Source organism: Veillonella atypica (assembly GCF_041431435.1).
Lineage (GTDB): Bacteria > Bacillota > Negativicutes > Veillonellales > Veillonellaceae > Veillonella > Veillonella atypica.
This window is the reverse complement of sequence record NZ_JAPVXV010000001.1, coordinates 343,874-361,403: the sequence shown is the minus strand read 5'-3', so window position 1 is coordinate 361,403 and position 17,530 is coordinate 343,874. Positions and strand designations below refer to the sequence as shown.

Here is a 17,530-nt window from a genome sequence, read left to right as displayed (position 1 = left end):
AATGGACTGGAATGTCATAACGAGTAATTTACCATTATTATTATATGGGGCTTTAATGACCATAAAAATTACAGCTGTTGCTGTAAGCTTTGGTTTCATTATCGGTTTAATTGTTTCCTTGGCTAGAATGTCGAATTTCGTAATTGTTCGATTGATTGCTAAATGCTATGTAGATGTGATTCGTGGTACCCCTATGTTGGTACAAATCTTTATGATTTATTTTGCATTACCTCAAATCATTGGCACTCGAATCGATCCTTATATAGCAGCCTGTGCAGCATGTAGTATCAACTCTGGTGCTTATGTATCCGAAATATTCCGTGCGGGTATTCAATCTGTAAATAAAGGGCAAATGGAAGCCGGTCGTTCACTAGGTTTGTCTTGGTGGCAAACTATGCGCTTTATTATTATTCCGCAAGCGTTTAAAGCATCAATCCCTCCTTTGGGTAATGAATTTATTGCCATGCTAAAAGATTCTTCTTTAGTTTCTGTTATTGGTTTTGAAGAATTGATGCGTCGTGGTCAATTAATTATCGCTAAAACCTATGCGGCTACTGAAATTTGGGGAACGGTTGCCATTATCTATCTATGTATGACAATACCGATTTCTCGATTGGTTGCTTACCTTGAAAGGAAATATAACGTAAAATGATAGAATTAAAAGATGTGCGAAAATCATTTGGTAAAAATGAAGTATTAAAGGGCATCAATCTACAAATTGATAAAGGTGAAGTTGTTGTAATCATCGGTCCTTCAGGATCTGGTAAAAGTACAGTTTTGCGGACGATGAATTATCTAGAGGAACCTACCAGTGGTCATGTAATTGTGGATGGTATGGATTTATCCGATAAAAATAAATTGAATGCTGTACGCACAGAAGTGGGCATGGTATTCCAAAACTTTAATCTATTCCCACATATGACCGTATTGGATAATTTGACATTGGCTCCCGTAAATGTAAGAAAAACGGATAAGAAAGAAGCACAAGACATTGCTATAAAACTATTGGAACGTGTTGGATTAGCTGATAAAGCTCAAATGTATCCGGACTCACTATCCGGTGGTCAAAAGCAACGTGTTGCTATTGCACGTGCATTAGCTATGAAACCGAAGGTAATGTTATTTGATGAACCTACATCGGCACTTGATCCAGAAATGGTACGTGAAGTATTGGATGTAATGAAATCTTTGGCTGATGAAGGTATGACGATGGTTATCGTTACACATGAAATGGGCTTCGCTAAAGAGGTTGCGGATAGAGTTTTATTTGTTGATGGTGGTCAAATCCTAGAAGATGGCACACCAGCACAAGTATTTGATGCACCTTCTAGTGATAGAACAAAATTATTCTTGTCTAAAATTTTATAGATTCTTAGGAACAACACTCATAATTACGTAGTTTATAATTATGAGTGTTTTTTGTTGCACGTTATCTTATAATAAATTTTGATAAATTATATATATTTACTTTAGAAACTACTGTAATTAAGTGATTTTTCTAAATCTGTTAATTCGAATAAATAGATATTAGATATAAATATTTGTGATAAACATACAGTTTATGCATCTATACGCGCAAAAAATATTTATAATACTCATATATTTTAGTTATAATGAAATAAATATGAGTCTTTATACTATAGAATATATAGAGTAAAACCAATAATTAAAAGGAATTAAGAATAAAAGTTATTTATTTCTTAGAGTTGAATCTGCATAATAATTTAAATGAAATACGAGTGTTGTAATTTGATATTTTATACACGCTATGTTATTATACAGATATAGAGCAAGACAGTAAGACAATATATATTTTATAGGAGGATATTACCCATGTTAGGTAAAGTAAAATGGTTTAGTGCAGAAAAAGGTTATGGATTTATTGAAAGAGAAGATGGTAGCGATGTATTCGTTCATTTCTCTGCTATTCAAGACGAAGGTTTTAAATCCTTATCTGAAGGTCAAAATGTAACATTTGACATTGTTGATGGCAATCGTGGTCCACAAGCAGCAAATGTTGTAAAAGCGTAATCATATACCAAATATTACATAAAAACTAAATTAAAAAAATCCCAACATCTTATTTGTTGGGATTTTTTGCACATTTAATAGTGTGCAATACATATTTCTACAAAAAATATAAAAATTTTTATCAAAAAAGAGGAGTTTTATAGGTAGATGTAGAAATACTAATTAAGACACCAGAAATAGAGTAATAAGAACATTCTAACAACTGGTCGTTGATTTTTAGAAAGGGTGTTGACATATGAAAGTAGCAATCAGAGGTAAAAACATTGAAGTAACAGCGGCTCTTCGTGAGTATGTAGAAAAAAGATTGGGTAAGTTAACCCGTTACTTTGATGATGAGTTAGATGCACAAGCAGTATTATCTGTAGTGCGTGATAAAGCAACCATTGAAATTACATGTTTCGTTGATAAAATTGTACTTCGTGGCGTAGAAACAAATGATGATATGTATGCAGCAATCGATTTAGTAGTAGATAAAATCGTTCGCCAAATTCATAAACATAAAACTCGTTTGGCAAAACGTTTTAAACGTCAAGAAGCTTTCCATCCAGATGTAGCACCTCTTGATACACCTGTAGAAGAAGAAAAAATTGAAGTAGTAAAACGTAAACATTTTGCTGTTCGTCCTATGGATGTAGAAGAAGCTATCTTGCAAATGAACTTGATTGGACATGATTTCTTTATGTTCTTCAATGCGGAAACAGAAACGATGAATGTAGTATACCGCAGACATGATGGTTTCTATGGTTTGATTGAACCAGAATTAAAATAATATGATCGATTATTCAATTAATTATCTTTCTACGTTGATTTAATCGAGTGAAATATAGAATGGATACCAGAAATGGTATCCATTTTATATTTCTAGTTGTATATCTATAGAAAAGCCTTGAATTCTTTGACTATTCAAGGCTTTTTCGTTATAATGAATTAGATATAATAATGTAAGATATCCCGAAGAGGAGTGATTTGTTTGTTCGGCTTTTTACAAAGTCTTATAGGAAATAATAGCGCAAAAGAAGTTAAAAAAATGCGCAAAATTGTAGATCATATTAATGAACTAGAACCTAATTATGTAAAATTAAGTGATGCTAATCTCGTTGCTAAAACTGATGAGTTTAAACGTCGCTTACAAAAGGGAGAAACGTTAGACGATATTTTACCAGAAGCTTTTGCCGTATGTCGTGAAGCATCTAAACGTGTACTTGGTATGCGTCATTTTGATGTGCAAATGCTAGGTGGTATTTGCTTGCATAGAGGTAATATTGCAGAAATGCGTACTGGTGAAGGTAAGACCTTAGTTGCTACCTTAGCTGTATATCTTAATGCTTTATCCGGTAAAGGTGTTCATGTTGTTACTGTCAATGATTACTTGGCTACACGTGATAGTGAGCAAATGGGTCGTTTGTATAATTTTCTAGGCCTTTCTACTGGTTTAATTGTTGCAAATCTCGATTATAATCAACGTAAAGAAGCATATGCTGCAGATGTAACATATGGTACTAACAATGAATTTGGTTTCGATTATCTTCGTGATAACATGGTGTCCGATGTATCTCAAATGGTACAACGTCCATTAAACTATGCCATCGTCGATGAAGTTGACTCCATTTTGATCGATGAAGCGAGAACTCCGCTCATCATTTCTGGCCCTGGTAGTCGCTCTACTGACAACTATTATAAATTGGCGCAAGTTGTACCACATCTTGTAAAAGATGAAGACTATACAATCGATGAAAAACAAAAGACAATTGCACCGACAGATTCTGGTATTACAAAAGTTGAAAAAATGTTAGGCATCGAAAATTTATATGATGCTGATAATATTGAACTCAACCATTTACTAGGTGCCTCTTTACGCGCTTATGCTATGATGCATCGCGATACAGACTATGTAGTAAAAGATGGTGAAGTTGTTATTGTCGATGAGTTTACAGGTCGTTTGATGTTTGGCCGTCGTTATTCTGATGGTTTGCACCAAGCTATTGAAGCAAAAGAAGGTCTTAAGGTCGAACGTGAAAGCCAAACATTAGCATCTATTACATTCCAAAACTATTTCCGTATGTATGAAAAATTGTCTGGTATGACTGGTACTGCTAAGACGGAAGAAAAGGAATTCAATGATATTTATGGGTTGGAAGTAATTCCTATTCCTCCAAATCGTCCTTTAATTCGTGTGGATTTACCTGACCTTATCTTTAAATCTAAAGCAGCAAAATATCGTGCTGTTGTACGCAATGCTGTAGAACGTCACCAAACGGGGCAACCTATTTTGATTGGTACTACATCTATCACTCAATCCGAAGAACTTTCAGATATGTTATTGCGCGCTGGTGTACCACATAAGGTATTGAACGCTAAACATCATGAACAAGAAGCGGAAATTGTTGCCAATGCTGGTCAAATGGGTATGGTTACAATCGCCACAAACATGGCTGGTCGTGGTACTGATATTACATTAGGTGAAGGTGTGCCTGAACTTGGTGGTTTAGCTATCTTAGGTACTGAACGTCATGAAAGCCGTCGTATTGATAACCAATTACGCGGTCGTGCAGGCCGTCAAGGTGATCCAGGTTCTTCACAATTCTTCCTATCTTTGGAAGACGACTTGATGCGTATCTTTGGTGCTGATAATATTTCTGGCATCATGGATAAACTAGGAATGGAAGAAGATGAACCAATTGAACATTCCTTAATCACAAAATCTATCGAACGTGCTCAAAAGAAAGTTGAAGATCATAACTACAATATTCGTAAATATATCTTGGAATATGACGATGTTATGAATCAACAACGTGAAGTGTTATATGAGCAACGCCGTCGTATATTAGGAAATGAATCTTTAAGAGATACCATTAATGAAATGATTGACAAGCTTGTAACTGAAGCTGTTGATACATATGCTGATGAAAAATTGTATCCTGAAGAGTGGGATTACGAAGGTTTACATAAACACTTGAGTCAATACTTCTTGACTTCTGAACTTATGTCTACAGAAGAAATGGAAGAATATACACGTCAAGAATTGGATGAACGTTTACACGAAATCGCACATAGCGAATATCAAGATCGTGTTGATCTTTTAGGTGAAGCGATGTTTGGCCAACTTGAAAAAGCGATTATGCTACGTGTTGTCGATAGTAAATGGATGGAACATTTGGATAATATGGATATGCTTCGTGAAGGTATTGGCCTTCGTGCATATGGCCAAAAAAATCCTTTGGTTGAATATAAATTTGAGGCCTATGATATGTTCCAGCACATGATTGAATCTATTCAAGATGAAACAATCATGGCATTGTACAAAATTCGTGCACAATTGATTCAAGAAATTGAAGAACCAGTTGATCACTTAGAAGGTGCACAACCCCATCATGAAGATGTGTTGGAGCCACAAAACATAGATTAACATTTGTGAATGGCACGTTGCTCAATGGGAAAACACCTTCTGGGCAACGGCCATTTTTCATTTTAAAAATACAGTAAATCGTTACTATGTACATGTAGTAATTCTATAAAGGTGGTGAACATAAATTGTTAGAGGATTTAAAACCAATTATCTCTGGTTTAGAAGAGCGAATTTATGGAATGAGGGATTCACTTTAACATAGCTCAGAAAGAAGAACGAATCTTCACACTTGATGTACAGATGAGTGATCCTACATTTTGGGATAATCCTGATAAGGCTCGTGAGATTTCTCAAGAGGCAACACAATTAAAAAACTCTGTAGAGGGGTATAAGCAGTTAGTGTCTGATATCGAAGATGCTAGTGTCATGTTGGATATGGCAATTGAAGAAGAAGATACCTCTATGGAGGGGGAAATCAAACAATTTGTAAATGGCATTCAAGAGGCTGTTGAAAAACAAGAGGTATTGCTTTTGCTCGGTGGAGAATATGATCAGAATAATGCTATTCTTACATTCCATGCTGGTGCAGGTGGTACAGAAGCACAAGATTGGTGTTCTATGCTGATTCGAATGTATTTGCGTTGGGCAGAAAAGACAGGGTTTTCCGTGGAACTTATGGATGAACAACCTGGCGATGAAGCGGGAATCAAAAGTGCAACATTTCTTATTAAAGGCGAAAATGCCTTTGGCTATTTAAAATCTGAAAAAGGTGTTCACCGTCTCGTTCGTATATCGCCATTTGATGCTGCAGCACGTCGTCATACTTCATTTGCAGCTGTTGACGTAATGCCAGAAATTGATGATACTGTGGAAATCAATATCGATATGAAAGATGTCCAAGTTGATACATATCGTGCAAGTGGTGCCGGTGGGCAGCATATTAATAAAACGGATTCTGCTGTTCGTATGACGCATAAACCAACAGGCATTGTAGTTCAATGTCAATCTCAGCGTTCCCAAATGCAAAATAGAGAACAAGCTCTTCGTTTATTACGTGCAAAATTATTTGAATTAGAACTTGAAAAGCAGGCTGAATTAAAAGAACAAATTGGTGGGACATACCAAGCTATTGAATGGGGAAGCCAAATTAGATCCTATGTATTCCATCCTTATAATATGGTAAAGGATCATCGTACATCGGTTGAAACTGGTAATGTACAGGCTGTTATGGATGGCAATATCGACCAATTCATAGAAGGCTATTTAAAGAAAGAAGCTAATTTAACAGTATAGGTGCTATAATGAAAAAATTTTTAATATTCATCGTCTTGCTTATCATTGTATGTGTGGTGGGTGCTCAATTTGTAGTTCCCAAATATATGGAATCTATTGTAGAAGATGAGTTAAATCAATCACTTAAACCTTCCAGCCAAACTGTTGTTATTGAATCTACACCCGCCTTTAAACTGGTTTACGGACAAGCAGATCACGCGGCAGGAACATTGGAAAATGTTCAATTAGGAAAGTTGAATTTTTCTAGTCTTCATTATGAGGCAAATAATATTGTTATTAATCCTATTTCTCTCATTGCATCTCATGAGGTTGAGGTCCTAAGTCTTGGTCCATCCTATGTAGAAGGTATTGTGTTAGAGGATGATCTAAAGAAATTCCTGATTCAGAATACAGAAGGTCTACAGGATGCTAATGTAGTAATTAATAATGACCGTATAGCATTAACTGGGACTGTTAACATTATGGGGTCTTTGAAAGGAACAGCTAGTTTGGAAGGCGCCTTGCAGTTGAAAGATAATGTTTTATCATTTGCTCCTAGTCGATTTACAGTTAGTGGATTGACTATTGCAGGTATTACATCACAACAATTGCATCCTATTGCTATCTATGATTTTAATAATTTCCCAGTTCCGGTTAAAGCTGAGTCTGTTAATGTTGAAAATGGAGAAATTCATATTAAGATTAAACCTGTACTCAATTAGAAAGGAAATATCGTGCATACTGTTAAGAAAACTAAGCACTCATTAGTTCTTATACTATGTATCATAGTAGGACTTATTTCAGCACTCTATTTAGTAATGGAGCGCAATACAATTGAAAAGGCACAAAATCATATTGAGAATATAGTAGATTATGATGCTGTACTTCGAGCTAATGCCTTTGAAAAACGTAGTCAAAAAGATGCTTTTGATGCACTGAAAGAGGCGGGAATAACGGCATTTGCCATTTATGATAGAACATTAGAAAAGGCAAATGACGCTGGTGAAATTAAATTACTTTCATCACAAGATATGTCCGATGTTCGTATCAATGGTGGTTCTATTAAACCAGGCGCTACTTATGTTGCACTTATTCCTGGTAAAGAAGGCTATTATAAAGAAATTCGCGAAGACCTATATCATCGTATTAGTAAAGAAAAGGTTAAAGAACTTAATACTAGTATAGGACCCGTTTTAGAATTACAAGGTGCTACTTCAGATAGCTATGCGAAGATGAACTTAGGCATCTCTAAGATTCAAGCCATGGAAGTGGCCAATCGCGGATTTAATGTAATTATTCGACCTACTAATTATCGCAATGTTACATCTGATGATATTAAATATGTATTTAATCGTCTAGATGGGGTACCTCATGTAACAGGCATTATATTTGCTGGTAAAGAGGCATTAGGTGCACCAGATCATATTGATGAAACCTTAGAGGCTATGAATAATCTTCATATTCCATTGGTTGGTATTGAAGCTGTTAATCAGTTGCAATATGAGCCTCAGTTAGGATTCTTAGATATGGCGGCTAAGAAGAATTACAGTGTAGGTCGTGTTTACACAATTTCTAAAGATGAGTTAAAGAAGATTACTCCGGAAGAAGCGGCTCAACGATTCTATATTAGCGATATTGAGCGCAACATTCGATTTAATTTATTCCCTATGTATGAAGTAGGGCAAAATAATGAAACTGTGTTACAAACAACGATTAACTATGTACATAGTGCAACAGATAAATTGAGTGCTAAGGGCTATGAATTTGGGCCAGCAGATATTTATCCTGCCTATACACCTAATCCTTTATTAGTTGTTCTAACAATGATTGGTAGTATTGCGTTATTTGTGTATGTAGGACAAATGTTTATAGCTATGTCACAACACAAACAATTAGTTCTATTTTTTGCACTATCACTACTATCCATTGTTGGATTTATTGTAACTAGCGGTACATTATTAGTTCAAATTTGGGCTTTATCTGCAGCTATTATGGCACCTGTTGGAGCCTTGGTGATTCTTATGGAAGAATGGCGTAGATCAGATGCTACACGTCCTATAGGTGCGTGGAAATCTACGCTACTCGCATTACTCTATCTCGTAATAGCAACATTATTTGCCGCTATTGGTGGCATGTATATTGCGGCATTATTAGGTAATACAAAATTCTTTATGGAATTTGAAATCTTTAGAGGTGTAAAACTTACCTTCGTATTACCAATCATCCTTGTTATGATTGCATATCTACAACGCTTTCCATTATGGAAAGGTCGCATGATCAACTCTGGAACAGAAGCTAAGCAATTCATTAAAGAATTTCTAACTACAGATGTAAAAATGTATGTGTTCTTTGTGTTTGCTGCTATAGGTGCTGCGGCTTGGGTATTTGTAGGCCGTAGTGGTCATACGGCAGGTGTGCCTGTTCCAACATTTGAACTCGTATTGCGTAGATTCCTAGAGAATACACTATATGCTAGACCAAGAGAAAAGGAATTTATGATTGGTCATCCATTGTTGATGCTCGCAACATTTGCATTCCTACGTAAATGGCCTATGGTTATTCACTTTGTATTAACTATAGCTGGCGTTATCGGCGTAGCATCTATGGTTGAAACATTCTGTCATATTAGAACACCTGTCTTCATGTCTATTATGCGTGGATATGATGGTTTGTTGCTCGGTTGTGCTATAGGTATTGTTCTTATTCTTGCAGTCCGTTTCCTCATTTATATCTCGCAATGGGCTATGCATCGGGAGGACAGTCATGAGTAATATCGTTATTTCCGGTTACTATGGCTTTGGTAATGCTGGTGATGAAGCTATGCTTTGCGCCATTATCGACGCTATTCGTGATGTAGAAGACGATGCACATATTACGGTTATTTCCGGCAATCCTCAAGAGACTAGTAGAAAACATAATATTAAGGCTGTTGGAACATTTGCTGCCTTTGGTATTTTGAATGCCATACGTAATGCTGATTTAGTGATTAGCGGTGGAGGTAGTTTATTACAGGATGCTACAAGTATTCGAAATACCTATTATTATCTAAGTATCATGGGATTTGCAAAATTACTCGGAAAACCTGTTATGCTGTACTCTCAAGGTATTGGTCCTTTATATCGTAAATCTACAAAACGAGCTGTTAAATTTATGTTGAAATATGTAGATGGAATTACAGTTCGTGATTCCATTTCAAAAGATGAGTTGAATGCTCTAGGAATTTACGATGTTGAGGTTACGGCGGATGCTGTATTAGCTATGCATAAGGCCAATCCTAGTATCGGTGCTAATATTTTAACCAAATATAATTGTGCTCCTATTGAAAGTGGTAGGAAACGCATCGGCATTGCTGTGCGTAGTTGGAAGGATGATACCGCGTATAGACAGAGTTTAGCAGATGTATTGAGCCGGTTAAGTTTAGAGCAAGATGCTGAAATAGTATTCATACCTATGTCTCATCCTGATGATACGAAGGAAGCAAAGATTATAGCTTCATTAATGAAGGTAAAACCAATCGTATTAGAAGGACCTTTTACCACAGAAGAGCAACTTTCCTTATCTGGCAATGTAGATTTAATGATTGGCATACGCCTACATGCACTTGTATTTAGTTCCTTAATGGGAAAACCAGTTATTGGTATTTCCTATGACCCTAAAATTACAAGTTTTTTACATATGATTGAACAAGAACCAATTGGTACTATGACAGAATTAGATTCTAAGGTTCTATATGATCGATGTGTAGAACTTTTACAATCTACAGAATCCTATCAACATTCATTCAATCGCATTCAAACATTGCGTAAGGTATCGAAACGCAATGCAGAATTTGCTATTTCACTTTTAGAAGAGTATTAAATATAAATTGGAGATTATCCAGAAAGTGAGGTCTTTATGGCTACATTGAGTCAAGATCAAAAACAATTAGTACAAGAGAAAGCAAAAGCGATTCGCGTAAGCATCGTACAGTCTGTTACAGCAGCTAAATCTGGACATCCAGGTGGCTCTTTATCCATTGCTGATGTAATGTCTCTGTTATATTTTGTAGAAATGAATGTAGACCCAAGTAATCCTAAAAAGCAAGATCGTGACCGTTTTGTGTTATCAAAAGGTCATGCAGCGCCAGCATTGTATGCGACACTTGCTGAAAAGGGATATTTTCCTAAATCCGAATTAATCAATTTGCGTAAAATTAATCATTTACTTCAAGGTCATCCTGACATGAAGCATACACCTGGTGTAGATATGTCTACAGGTTCTTTGGGCCAAGGGATTTCTGCAGCTTGTGGTATGGCTTTAGCAGGTAAAATCGATAATGCTGATTATCGTGTATATTCTATTCTCGGTGATGGAGAACTTGAAGAAGGTCAAGTATGGGAAGCTGCTATGTTTGCAGGCCACTATAAATTAAATAATTTGACTGCCTTTGTAGATTATAATGGCCTACAAATTGATGGTGATATTGAAAAAGTTATGTCCCCATTGCCAATTCCAGATAAATTTAAAGCTTTCAAATGGAATGTTATAGAAGTAAATGGTCACGATATTGACGAATTACATCAAGCCATTGAAGAGGCGAAAGCTTTCACAGATGGTCCTACATGTATCGTAATGCATACTGTAAAAGGTAAAGGTGTTGCAGAAATGGAAGGTCAAGCTGGTTGGCATGGTAAGGCACCTAGTGAAGAACAAGGTGTGGCATTCGTAAATGAAATCATGGGGGTACAATAATGGGTAAAGCAACACGTGAAGCGTACGGTAATGCGCTAGCAAAAATTGGTAAAGAAAATTCTAATATTATTGTTCTTGATGCTGATTTATCAAAATCCACTAAGACTGATACATTTAAGAAGGAGTGTCCAGAACGTTTCTTTAATGTAGGTATTGCTGAACAAAATCTAATCTCTGTAGGTGCCGGTTTAGCTGCAGCAGGTAAGATTCCATTTGTATCTTCCTTTGCTATGTTTGCAACTGGTCGTGCATTTGAACAAATCCGTAATGCTGTATGCTATCCAAAACTTAATGTGAAAGTATGTGCTACACATGCAGGTATTACTGTAGGTGAAGATGGTGCAACTCATCAAAGTTTAGAAGATATCGCATGTATGCGTGTTTTACCAAACATGACTGTTATTGTGCCAGCAGATGAAAAAGAAACAGAATCTGTCATTCAATGGGCTGCTGATTATAATGGTCCAGTTTATGTACGTCTCGGTCGTGCTGGTGTTGATGATGTAACAGCAGAAGGATATACTTTCACACCTGGTAAATCCAATCAATTAAAAGATGGTTCTGATGTGACAATTATCGCTTGTGGTGCTTTAGTAGGCCCTGCAGTTGAAGCAGCTAAACAACTAGAAGGTGAACAAATTTCTGCTCGCGTTATTAATATGGCATCCATTAAACCTATCGATGCTAATGCCATCATTAAAGCCGCTGAAGAAACAGGTGCTATTGTGACTGCTGAAGAACATAATATTTTAGGCGGTTTAGGTTCTGCTGTATCTGAAGTTGTTGTGGCACATAAACCTGTTCCTATGGAATTCGTTGGTGTTCAAGATACATTTGGGGAGAGTGGTACACCAAAAGAATTGATGGCGAAATATGGGTTAACAGCTGAAGATATTGTAAAAGCAGTTAAAAAAGTGGTGACACGTAAATAAAAGGGGAACCAATGATAGAATTTAAGAATGTTAGTAAAGTATATGAAAACGGATCTACTGCACTTGATAATGTGTGCATTACCATTAATGATGGTGAGTTTGTATTGATTTGTGGTCATAGTGGGGCTGGTAAATCTACGTTGTTTAAATTATTAACTCATGAAGTTACACCAGATTCTGGATTTGTTATAGTCGATGAATTTGATGTTACAAAATTGAAACGTAGTAAAATACCAAAATTGCGTCGTAAATTAGGCGTAGTATTTCAAGATTTCCGACTATTACCTAACAAAAGCGTAGCTGAAAATATCGCTTTTGCTTTAGAGGTTATCGAGGAGAAACCTAAGGTAATTAAAGAGAAGGTAGCTCACGTTCTTGAATTAGTTGGCTTATCTGATAAGGCGAATGATTTACCAGAGGATTTATCTGGTGGTGAACAGCAACGTGTAGCGATTGCACGGGCTATCGTCAATCGTCCATCTGTATTAATTGCAGATGAACCAACTGGCAATCTTGATCCGAATACGAGTAAAGACATTGTAGATTTGTTCAAGCATATCAATAATTTTGGCACTACTGTAATTATGGTTACCCATAATATGGATATTGTTACCTATTTAAATAAGCGAGTTATCGAATTAAAAGATGGTCGTGTTCTTAGTGATAATATGAGGGGTGCAGAATTTAATGAAGCCTAGAACAATGAAATATTTCTTTAAGGAAGCCTTAAAGTCCATGAAACGCAATGGCCTTATGACATTAGCGTCTATTTCCACTGTAGCATTATCTTTATTTATGCTTGGTGTATTTCTCTGTGGCGTTATCAATCTTAATAACATGGCATCGAGCTTAGAGAATCAAGTGCAGTTAAGTGTGTATTTGAAAGATGGTCTTACTACAGAGCAAATTATGGCTGTTGGTAAGCAAGTGAAAGCAATTCCAAATCTAAAACACTTAGAATTTGTTAATAAAGAACAAGCTATGAAAGAATTTAAGGAGCGCTTGGGGGATCAACAACAATTGGTGAATGCCTTAGGTGGTGTAAATCCATTGCCAAACTCTTATGTTCTTACCTTTGAAAATCCTGAAGATGTTAAATCTACAGCTAAATTAGTAACTACATTCCAAGGCGTAGAAAGTACACATTATGGTCAAGACATCATTGAGGAATTGTTCCGAATTACACAAATTATCCGTATTGGTGGTATCGTACTCATCGGTTTCTTAGCAGCAGCTACATTGTTTATTATTTCTAACACTATTCGTTTAACTGTATTTGCTCGTCGCAAAGAGATTGCGATTATGAAATATGTAGGTGCTACTAATGGCTTTATTCGTTGGCCATTTGTTATCGAAGGCATGTTGTTAGGCTTTATTGGGTCCATTATTGCCGTATTATGCGTGGGTGAGTTCTATCATTTTATTACCATAGAAGTATCCGATTCACTTGCATTCTTCCCATTAGTTCCTATGTTCCCATTCTTCTATCAATTAGTAGCATGCTTAATTGGCGGTGGGATTATCGTAGGTATTATTGGCAGTACCATTTCATTGAAACAATATATGAAAGTATAGTAGAGGGATTATGAGACAGTATACATTTAAAACTCGTCTCGTAGCAGCCCTTCTTTCGGGAGTGGTATTATGCGGGACACCAGCCTATATTATGGCTGAAGATGAAGATTTAACAAATCAATTAGATTCGATTCAACAGCAAGTTAACCAGCAAAATGCTGCAAAAGCAGATGCGGAAACTGTGATTGGAAGCGTTTCTGAACAGTTGCGACAAATTGAAGAACAACTTCGTCAAGCGACTGCTGAGTTAGGTACGATTAAAGAGCAGCGTGTAGCTGTAGAAAATGATATTACACTTAATGAACGTCAATTGACGGAAGCTCAAAAACGATTAGAAGGTCGAGAATCCGTATTTTATAAACGAGTTCGTGATATTTATATCAATGGACGACTTAGTTATCTTGATGTAGTTATTGGGTCTAAAGATTTTAGTGATTTCGCTAATCGATTAGAGGTTTTAAAACGAATTATCGATTCTGATATCACCTTGATTAACGAAATTAAAAAAGAGCGTGCTGACATTGAAGCTCATAAACAAAAACTCGAAGCAGATCGTGCTAAGTTGGTTGAATTAGAAAAAGCTGCACTTGCTAAACAGGCTGAAATTGAACAGAAAAAAGCAGAACGCAATGTGGTTCTTCAAAAAGCGCAAAATGATAGAGCAACTGCAATGCAAGCAATTGAAGAACTTAATGCTTCCTCAGCGCAAGTAAGTGCTATGTTGAAAGAACGACAAGCTGCACGTGCCGCAGCTGCTGCTGCGGCTGCGGCCGCGGCTCAATCCTCTGGTGGGCAAGGGGCATCAGATAATTGGGTACAAGGTACAGGACAACTTGGCTGGCCTGTTAGTGGTGAAATTACTTCCCCTTATGGCTATCGTGTTCATCCAATTTGGGGGACTACAATTTATCACTCCGGTATTGATATTGGCGTTGATGAAGGTACACCTGTTCATGCTGCTGATGGTGGCGTCGTAGTTTGGTCTGGATGGATGGGCGGCTATGGTTATGCTGTTGTTATCGATCATGGTAATGGACTTTCTACACTGTATGGTCATAACTCTGAGCTCGCTGTAGATGAAGGTCAATCCGTTGCGAAGGGCCAAGTTATTTCTTATGCCGGCAGTACTGGCAATAGTACAGGACCTCATGTTCACTTTGAAGTTCGTGTAAACGGGGATCCAGTAGATCCTATGGGTTATTTATAGAATGAATAATAATTTTAAAAGAATTGGTTTAGCCTTAATTAAATATATACTTGCGTCCATCATTATGTTGTGGCTCGTATTTTGGTATATTTCTGGATCAGCTATGGGTTTACCACGATTTGTCGTAACCTATTACATAGCGACTCAGAAATTTATGACACCTGTAAGTAAAGCCACATTGTTTGATGGTATGTTGAAAGGTTTAGTGGCTTCCTTAGGAGAACCTCATAGTGTCTATTTAGACAAGGATGACTTTGAATCTATGAAAGAGCATACCTCTGGCACCTATGCAGGTGTGGGCATGGTTCTTGGACATGGTTCAAAGGGGTTAGAAGCAGTATCCGTGATTGATGATATGCCGGCTTATAAAGCTGGCATCAAAAGCGGTGATCACATCGTATCCATTGATGGCGTAGATACTAATTCTATGACGATTGAAGATGCAGCTTCAAAAATACGTGGTGAAGCTGGTAGCGATGTAACGATTGTGGTTGAACGGGATAATCAATTATTAACGTTTAACGTTACAAGAGAAGAAATCGTATTACCTACAGTAAAAAGTAAGATGTTATCAGAACACATTGGATATATTCGCATCAGTCAATTCGCTGAGCATACAGCGGGTGATTTTAAAACACAATATGAGCAGCTTCTATCCGAAGGAATGACTTCATTAGTTCTAGACTTACGCGATAATCCTGGTGGATTACTTAATAGTGCGCAAGATATTGCTAGCATTATTATGCCAGAAGGTACATTAGTATCTTTCACAACACGAGATGGAAAAACCAAAAATTATGTATCTGATGGAAAAAATCCTGCATTACCTATGGTAGTTCTCATTAATAAAGGTTCTGCTAGTGCATCTGAAATCATTGCTGGCGCTATTCAAGATAGAAAATTAGGTACAATTGTTGGCACTAATAGTTATGGTAAAGGCACTGTTCAAAGTGTATATCCAAATCTAGAGGATGAAGGTATTAAAGTGACTATAGCTAAATACCATACTCCTAATGATCGTGTTATTGATGGAACTGGTATTCAACCAGATGTAGTTCTAGAATTACCAAAGGGAACTACCCCATCTAGTGATATGTCAGATATTCAAATTCAAAAGGCAATAGAACTATTAAAATAGTTTTGCAGAAAAGGATGTAATTATGTTTATAGATCGCGCTCGTGTATTTGTAAAAGCGGGTGATGGCGGAGACGGTATGTCTAGTTTTCGTCGAGAGAAATATGTTCCTAATGGCGGACCAAGCGGTGGCGATGGTGGCCAAGGGGCAGATGTTATTTTAAAAGCAGATAAAAATATTAATACTCTTGTAGATTTTCGTTATAAACGCCAATTTAAAGCGCCAAAGGGTGGTAATGGTGAAAGTGCCAATAAACATGGTCGCGGTGCAGAAAATTTAATTATTCCTGTTCCATTAGGTACCGTTGTTAAGGACGAAGAATCAGGTAAGGTGTTCTGTGACTTAGTTCACGATGGTGATACCTTTATCATCGCTAAAGGCGGTCGCGGTGGACGCGGTAATGCGAGATTTTTATCTAGCTCTAATCGTGCACCTACCTTTGCTGAAAAGGGGGAACCAGGGGAAGAACGCTGGTTACAACTAGAGCTAAAGGTATTGGCTGATGTTGGCTTGCTTGGCTATCCAAGCGTTGGTAAATCAAGTATTCTACGCAAAGTATCTAAAGCACAACCAGAAGTGGCGGCTTATCATTTTACAACATTAACTCCTGTATTGGGTGTTGTAACGCTCCCTGGTGATCGTAGCTTTGTATTGGCTGATATTCCTGGTCTTATTGAAGGGGCTAGTGAAGGTGTAGGCCTTGGTCATAATTTCTTGCGCCATGTAGAACGCACGAATATTCTGATTCACGTTCTAGATGTATCTGGCATGGAAGGTCGTGACCCTAAAGTAGATTTTGATGCTATTAATGATGAGTTGCGTAAATACTCAGAGAAATTAGCTAATAAGAAACAAATCGTGGCACTTAATAAAATAGATCTTGTCTTTGATGATGAAACAATTCCAAATACAAAATCTTATTTTGAAGACAAGGGTTATGAAGTTTTCTTAATTAATGCATTGAGTGGTGAAGGTTTACCTGAGCTAATGGAACGAGCGTATTATTATGTAGAAAATTATGAGCCAGAGGTTGAAGCCACTGATGATACCGTTATGTATGAAGCAAAGCCAGATACGGAGTTTGTTATTACACGTGGTGATGATGCTGCTTTCTATATTACGGGTAAACGTATCGAACGACTTGTGGCAATGACCAATCTTGACGATGATCAATCCTTACGTCGATTCCAACGTATTTGGCGTTTTATGGAATTGGATAATAAATTACGTGAAAAAGGATGTCAAGAAGGCGATGAAGTTGTTATTGGTGAACAACGATTCACATTCAGAGACTAGGAGT

Annotated in this window: 16 protein-coding genes; all 16 read left to right on the top strand. The window is 36.9% G+C overall.

What is annotated here, in order from left to right; genetic code table 11:
* Position 1 precedes the first annotated feature (1 nt).
* The 16 genes from O3598_RS01725 (at position 2) to obgE (ending at position 17,526) form a co-directional block, all read left to right on the top strand.
* Complete coding sequence (locus tag O3598_RS01725) at positions 2-652, top strand: amino acid ABC transporter permease (RefSeq protein WP_005378986.1); 651 nt, start codon at positions 2-4, stop codon at positions 650-652.
* The gene (locus O3598_RS01720) at positions 649-1,368 is read left to right on the top strand and encodes an amino acid ABC transporter ATP-binding protein (RefSeq protein ID WP_005379059.1); all 720 of its coding nucleotides are present in this window, start codon (positions 649-651) and stop codon (positions 1,366-1,368) included. The genes O3598_RS01725 and O3598_RS01720 overlap by 4 nt, the downstream gene beginning before the upstream one ends.
* A gap of 465 nt (positions 1,369-1,833) precedes the next feature.
* Positions 1,834-2,031: a cold shock domain-containing protein gene (locus O3598_RS01715; RefSeq protein WP_005379075.1), complete on the top strand. Its 198-nt coding sequence runs from the start codon at positions 1,834-1,836 to the stop codon at positions 2,029-2,031.
* 235 nt (positions 2,032-2,266) lie between these two features.
* Positions 2,267-2,800: a ribosome hibernation-promoting factor, HPF/YfiA family gene (hpf, locus tag O3598_RS01710; protein ID WP_005378989.1), complete on the top strand. Its 534-nt coding sequence runs from the start codon at positions 2,267-2,269 to the stop codon at positions 2,798-2,800.
* A gap of 201 nt (positions 2,801-3,001) precedes the next feature.
* Positions 3,002-5,437 (top strand): preprotein translocase subunit SecA, encoded by a 2,436-nt coding sequence (secA, locus tag O3598_RS01705; protein ID WP_005378795.1) that lies wholly within the window; start codon positions 3,002-3,004, stop codon positions 5,435-5,437.
* A 125-nt stretch (positions 5,438-5,562) separates the two neighbouring features.
* A protein-coding gene (gene prfB, locus O3598_RS01700) for a peptide chain release factor 2 (RefSeq protein ID WP_227041155.1) occupies positions 5,563-6,670 on the top strand; the annotation gives its coding sequence in 2 pieces (ribosomal slippage) (positions 5,563-5,619 and positions 5,621-6,670; 1,107 coding nt in all).
* Positions 6,671-6,678: 8 nt separating this feature from the next.
* The gene (locus tag O3598_RS01695; protein ID WP_005383804.1) at positions 6,679-7,371 is read left to right on the top strand and encodes an LmeA family phospholipid-binding protein; all 693 of its coding nucleotides are present in this window, start codon (positions 6,679-6,681) and stop codon (positions 7,369-7,371) included.
* A gap of 12 nt (positions 7,372-7,383) precedes the next feature.
* Positions 7,384-9,420, top strand: a complete 2,037-nt coding sequence (locus tag O3598_RS01690; protein WP_371451500.1) for a DUF5693 family protein — start codon at positions 7,384-7,386, stop codon at positions 9,418-9,420.
* Complete coding sequence (gene csaB, locus O3598_RS01685; RefSeq protein WP_371451498.1) at positions 9,413-10,507, top strand: polysaccharide pyruvyl transferase CsaB; 1,095 nt, start codon at positions 9,413-9,415, stop codon at positions 10,505-10,507. Before O3598_RS01690 ends, csaB begins: the two co-directional genes overlap by 8 nt.
* A gap of 36 nt (positions 10,508-10,543) precedes the next feature.
* Positions 10,544-11,380 (top strand): transketolase, encoded by an 837-nt coding sequence (locus O3598_RS01680; RefSeq protein ID WP_156718526.1) that lies wholly within the window; start codon positions 10,544-10,546, stop codon positions 11,378-11,380.
* Positions 11,380-12,312 carry a transketolase family protein gene (locus O3598_RS01675; RefSeq protein WP_038123597.1) on the top strand — a complete coding sequence of 311 codons (933 nt, stop codon included), beginning with the start codon at positions 11,380-11,382 and terminating at the stop codon, positions 12,310-12,312. Before O3598_RS01680 ends, O3598_RS01675 begins: the two co-directional genes overlap by 1 nt.
* An 11-nt stretch (positions 12,313-12,323) precedes the next feature.
* A complete protein-coding gene (gene ftsE / locus O3598_RS01670) occupies positions 12,324-13,010 on the top strand; it encodes a cell division ATP-binding protein FtsE (RefSeq protein ID WP_005378987.1) in 687 nt (228 codons plus the stop codon).
* On the top strand, positions 13,000-13,887 hold the full coding sequence (gene ftsX / locus O3598_RS01665) for a permease-like cell division protein FtsX (protein ID WP_016475509.1): 888 nt from the start codon (positions 13,000-13,002) through the stop codon (positions 13,885-13,887). Before ftsE ends, ftsX begins: the two co-directional genes overlap by 11 nt.
* Positions 13,888-13,897: 10 nt before the next feature.
* Positions 13,898-15,094, top strand: coding sequence for a murein hydrolase activator EnvC family protein (locus O3598_RS01660; protein ID WP_371451496.1), 1,197 nt, complete (start codon positions 13,898-13,900; stop codon positions 15,092-15,094).
* 1 nt (position 15,095) lies between these two features.
* The gene (locus O3598_RS01655; RefSeq protein ID WP_371451494.1) at positions 15,096-16,232 is read left to right on the top strand and encodes a S41 family peptidase; all 1,137 of its coding nucleotides are present in this window, start codon (positions 15,096-15,098) and stop codon (positions 16,230-16,232) included.
* Between the two features lie 22 nt (positions 16,233-16,254).
* Positions 16,255-17,526 carry a GTPase ObgE gene (gene obgE, locus O3598_RS01650; protein ID WP_302064326.1) on the top strand — a complete coding sequence of 424 codons (1,272 nt, stop codon included), beginning with the start codon at positions 16,255-16,257 and terminating at the stop codon, positions 17,524-17,526.
* Positions 17,527-17,530 lie beyond the last annotated feature (4 nt).

Excerpts from the sequence above, each read along its gene's own strand:
- O3598_RS01725 (WP_005378986.1), top strand. The coding sequence starts at position 2 with ATGGACTGGAATGTCATAACGAGTAATTTACCATTATTATTATATGGG.
- O3598_RS01720 (WP_005379059.1), top strand. The coding sequence starts at position 649 with ATGATAGAATTAAAAGATGTGCGAAAATCATTTGGTAAAAATGAAGTA.
- O3598_RS01715 (WP_005379075.1), top strand. The coding sequence starts at position 1,834 with ATGTTAGGTAAAGTAAAATGGTTTAGTGCAGAAAAAGGTTATGGATTT.
- hpf (WP_005378989.1), top strand. The coding sequence starts at position 2,267 with ATGAAAGTAGCAATCAGAGGTAAAAACATTGAAGTAACAGCGGCTCTT.
- O3598_RS01695 (WP_005383804.1), top strand. The coding sequence starts at position 6,679 with ATGAAAAAATTTTTAATATTCATCGTCTTGCTTATCATTGTATGTGTG.
- csaB (WP_371451498.1), top strand. The coding sequence starts at position 9,413 with ATGAGTAATATCGTTATTTCCGGTTACTATGGCTTTGGTAATGCTGGT.
- O3598_RS01680 (WP_156718526.1), top strand. The coding sequence starts at position 10,544 with ATGGCTACATTGAGTCAAGATCAAAAACAATTAGTACAAGAGAAAGCA.
- O3598_RS01675 (WP_038123597.1), top strand. The coding sequence starts at position 11,380 with ATGGGTAAAGCAACACGTGAAGCGTACGGTAATGCGCTAGCAAAAATT.
- ftsE (WP_005378987.1), top strand. The coding sequence starts at position 12,324 with ATGATAGAATTTAAGAATGTTAGTAAAGTATATGAAAACGGATCTACT.
- ftsX (WP_016475509.1), top strand. The coding sequence starts at position 13,000 with ATGAAGCCTAGAACAATGAAATATTTCTTTAAGGAAGCCTTAAAGTCC.
- O3598_RS01660 (WP_371451496.1), top strand. The coding sequence starts at position 13,898 with ATGAGACAGTATACATTTAAAACTCGTCTCGTAGCAGCCCTTCTTTCG.
- O3598_RS01655 (WP_371451494.1), top strand. The coding sequence starts at position 15,096 with ATGAATAATAATTTTAAAAGAATTGGTTTAGCCTTAATTAAATATATA.
- obgE (WP_302064326.1), top strand. The coding sequence starts at position 16,255 with ATGTTTATAGATCGCGCTCGTGTATTTGTAAAAGCGGGTGATGGCGGA.